Below are 2,818 nucleotides of genomic sequence, written 5' to 3'. Positions count from 1 at the left end.
CTGACCCAACAGTTGCAACTGGAGGAGGAGTGGCGACAGCGGGGCTATCAGGTGGATTACCGCTGGAACATAGAGGAGCCTCAGCCACCCTCTTGACCTTCCAGCCCACTGGAAGGTTTAGCATCAAGCAGGTGGCATTGGGTTGGGGAGGCTTCCCAGGATGCAAGTTGTTTTGACGGTGCCGAAGCTGGCCTGCGCGGCTTGTGTGGATACCATCACGCAGGCGGTGCGGCAACGGGATCCCCAGGCCCACGTGGAAGCGGATCCCAAGACCAAGCAGGTGCGGATTACGTCTGAGCGAGCCGACAGCGACTGGCGGCAGGTGCTTGCCCAAGTGGGCTATCCGCCGGCCTAGCGATTTTTCCCCTGCCCGGCGGCGTCGGCAGGACAGAGTTCAGAGGTGGGGTTTTCCCCTTGTGGGGGGGAAGAGAGCTTTTGCGTCGCTTTTTCTTCCTTAATTTTCTTAATTTTTGCTCTGAGGACAGCCATGTCTGATTCTGGTTCCCATTCCGCTGCCCCCGGCCTGTCCGCTTCATCTGCTGGCGGCACTTGGCGCTTGGCCATCCAGGGTATGAGCTGTGCCTCCTGCGCTGCCGGCATTGAACAGGCCCTGAGTCGCGTGCGGGGCGTTACAGCCCAAACGGTCAACTTTGCCAGCGAGCAGGCCATCGTCCGCGGGGATCCCCGGCTGGTGAATCCCCAAGCATTGATCCGGGTGGTGGAGCAGGCGGGGTATCGGGCGCGCTTGGTCGAAGACGATTGGCAACAGTCGGATCCGGACGACACAGAACGGATCGCCCAACGGGCGGCAGAACGGGAATTGAAGCTGAAGGTAGCGATAGGAGTGGGCCTCAGCACGGTGCTGCTGATCGGATCCCTGCCGATGATGTTGGGGCAGGAGATCCCCGGCCTGCCCCCCTGGCTGCAGGATCCGTGGTTGCAGTTGCTGCTGACGGCGCCGGTGCAGTTTTGGGTGGGCCAGCATTTTTATCGTGGCGCCTGGGCGGCTTGGCAGCGGCGCTCGGCGGACATGAATACCTTGGTAGCTTTGGGAACGAGCGCTGCTTTTTTCTACTCCCTTTTGGCGACGACTTTCCCCGACTTCTTTCATCGCCAGGGCCTGCACCCGGATGTGTATTACGAAGTGGCGGCGGTGGTCGTCACCCTGGTGCTGGTGGGCAAGTGGATGGAGCAGCGGGCCAAAGGGCAAACCTCCGAAGCCATTCGCAAGCTGATGGGGTTGCAGCCGAAAACGGCAAGGGTCATCCGCGACGGGGTGGAGCAGGATATCCCGATTGCGGCGGTGCAGGTGGGGGATCGGATCCGGGTGCGCCCCGGTGAGAAGGTGCCGGTGGATGGGGTCATTCTAGAGGGATCCTCCAGCCTGGACGAGTCGATGGTAACTGGCGAGAGCCTGCCGGTGAGCAAGTCGGCAGGAGATGAGGTGATCGGGGCCACCCTCAACCAGACGGGCAGCTTTGTGATGGAAGCGCGGCGGGTGGGCAAAGATACGCTTCTGGCCCAGATCGTGCGCCTGGTGCAGGAGGCCCAGGGATCCAAGGCCCCCATTCAACAAGTGGCGGATCGGGTGACCTCCTGGTTTGTGCCGGCGGTGATCGGGGTAGCCATTCTAACTTTTGTCCTCTGGTGGGGGCTGGCGGGCAATCCGACGCTGGCCTTAGTGAACACCATTGGGGTGCTGATCATCGCCTGCCCTTGTGCGCTGGGGTTGGCCACCCCCACCTCGATCATGGTGGCGACGGGGCGGGGGGCGGAATTGGGGATCCTGGTAAAAAGCGCCGATAGCCTGGAATTGGCCCACCGCTTGCGCACGGTGGTCTTGGACAAAACCGGCACCCTCACCGAGGGCCGTCCCAGCGTCACCGATATCTGGACGCCAGGCTCTTCTCCCCTAGCCCTGTTGCGCCTGGCAGCAGCAGTGGAACAATACTCGGAACATCCGCTGGCCCAGGCGGTGGTGCAAAAAGCCAAAGCCGAAGGCATCTCAATCCCGTCGGCCCAGCACTTTCAGGCAAAAGTGGGCGAGGGGGCAGAAGCCTGGGTGGAGGGGCAGCAGGTGCGCATCGGTCGGCTGAGCTGGCTGGGGATCCCGTGGGATCCCTCTTGGTCGGAGCGGGTTCAGACCTGGGAAAGCCAGGGCAAAACGGTGATCGGCGTGGCGCAATCCCATCGTCTGGTGGGGCTGTTGGCCATTGCCGACCCGATCAAACCCACCTCCCCCGCCGCGGTGCGCCAGCTGCAGGAGATGGGCCTGGAGGTGATTCTGCTAACCGGGGATAACCCCACCACCGCCCAGGCCATTGCTCAGCAGGCAGGCATTCGCCGGGTGATCGCCCAAGTCCGTCCCGAGCAAAAGGCAGCCTACATTCGCCAGCTCAGACGGCCCCGACACCCGGTAGCGATGGTGGGAGATGGCATCAACGATGCGCCGGCACTGGCAGAAGCCGATGTGGGGATCGCCATCGGGACGGGCACCGATGTGGCCATAGCTGCCAGCGACATTACCCTAATAGCCGGCGATTTGCGGGGCGTGGTCACCGCCATTCAACTCAGCCGCGCCACCCTTGCCAACATCCGCCAAAATCTCTTCTTCGCCTTTATCTACAACACCCTCGGGATCCCGATTGCCGCCGGGGCGCTCTACCCCTTCACCGGCTGGTTGCTCAACCCCATGCTGGCGGGGGCGGCCATGGCCTTGAGCTCTGTTTCTGTAGTGGCTAATGCCCTGCGGCTGCGGCATTTTCGGCCCTCACCCCCAGCCCCTCTCCCTGTCTCTTATAAACAACTGACCCTGCCC

The 2,818-nt window shown here is 62.7% G+C and carries 3 protein-coding genes; 2 read left to right on the top strand and 1 reads right to left on the bottom strand.

The window, feature by feature from the left end; translation table 11 throughout:
• Window positions 1–160 precede the first annotated feature (160 nt).
• Window positions 161–355, top strand: a complete 195-nt coding sequence (locus tag NW857_RS00410; protein ID WP_414364881.1) for a heavy-metal-associated domain-containing protein — start codon at window positions 161–163, stop codon at window positions 353–355.
• Here the strand turns inward: NW857_RS00410 and NW857_RS00405 are convergent.
• Window positions 352–489 carry a hypothetical protein gene (locus NW857_RS00405; protein WP_414367680.1) on the bottom strand — a complete coding sequence of 46 codons (138 nt, stop codon included), beginning with the start codon at window positions 487–489 and terminating at the stop codon, window positions 352–354. The genes NW857_RS00410 and NW857_RS00405 overlap by 4 nt on opposite strands.
• Here NW857_RS00405 and NW857_RS00400 point away from each other — a divergent pair.
• On the top strand, window positions 488–2,818 hold a 2,331-nt coding region (locus tag NW857_RS00400; protein ID WP_414367678.1), incomplete at its 3' end, for a heavy metal translocating P-type ATPase. The two genes, NW857_RS00405 and NW857_RS00400, sit on opposite strands and share 2 nt — an antisense overlap.

The organism is Synechococcus sp. H55.9, from assembly GCF_047462355.1.
GTDB lineage: Bacteria > Cyanobacteriota > Cyanobacteriia > Thermostichales > Thermostichaceae > Thermostichus.
The sequence above is the reverse complement of the archived record's forward strand: the minus strand, read 5'-3'. Positions and strand labels throughout refer to the sequence as shown.

Bases quoted from the DNA above. Each gene is read 5' to 3' on its own strand.
- NW857_RS00410 (WP_414364881.1), top strand. From the start codon at position 161: ATGCAAGTTGTTTTGACGGTGCCGAAGCTGGCCTGCGCGGCTTGTGTG.
- NW857_RS00405 (WP_414367680.1), bottom strand. From the start codon at position 489: ATGGCTGTCCTCAGAGCAAAAATTAAGAAAATTAAGGAAGAAAAAGCG.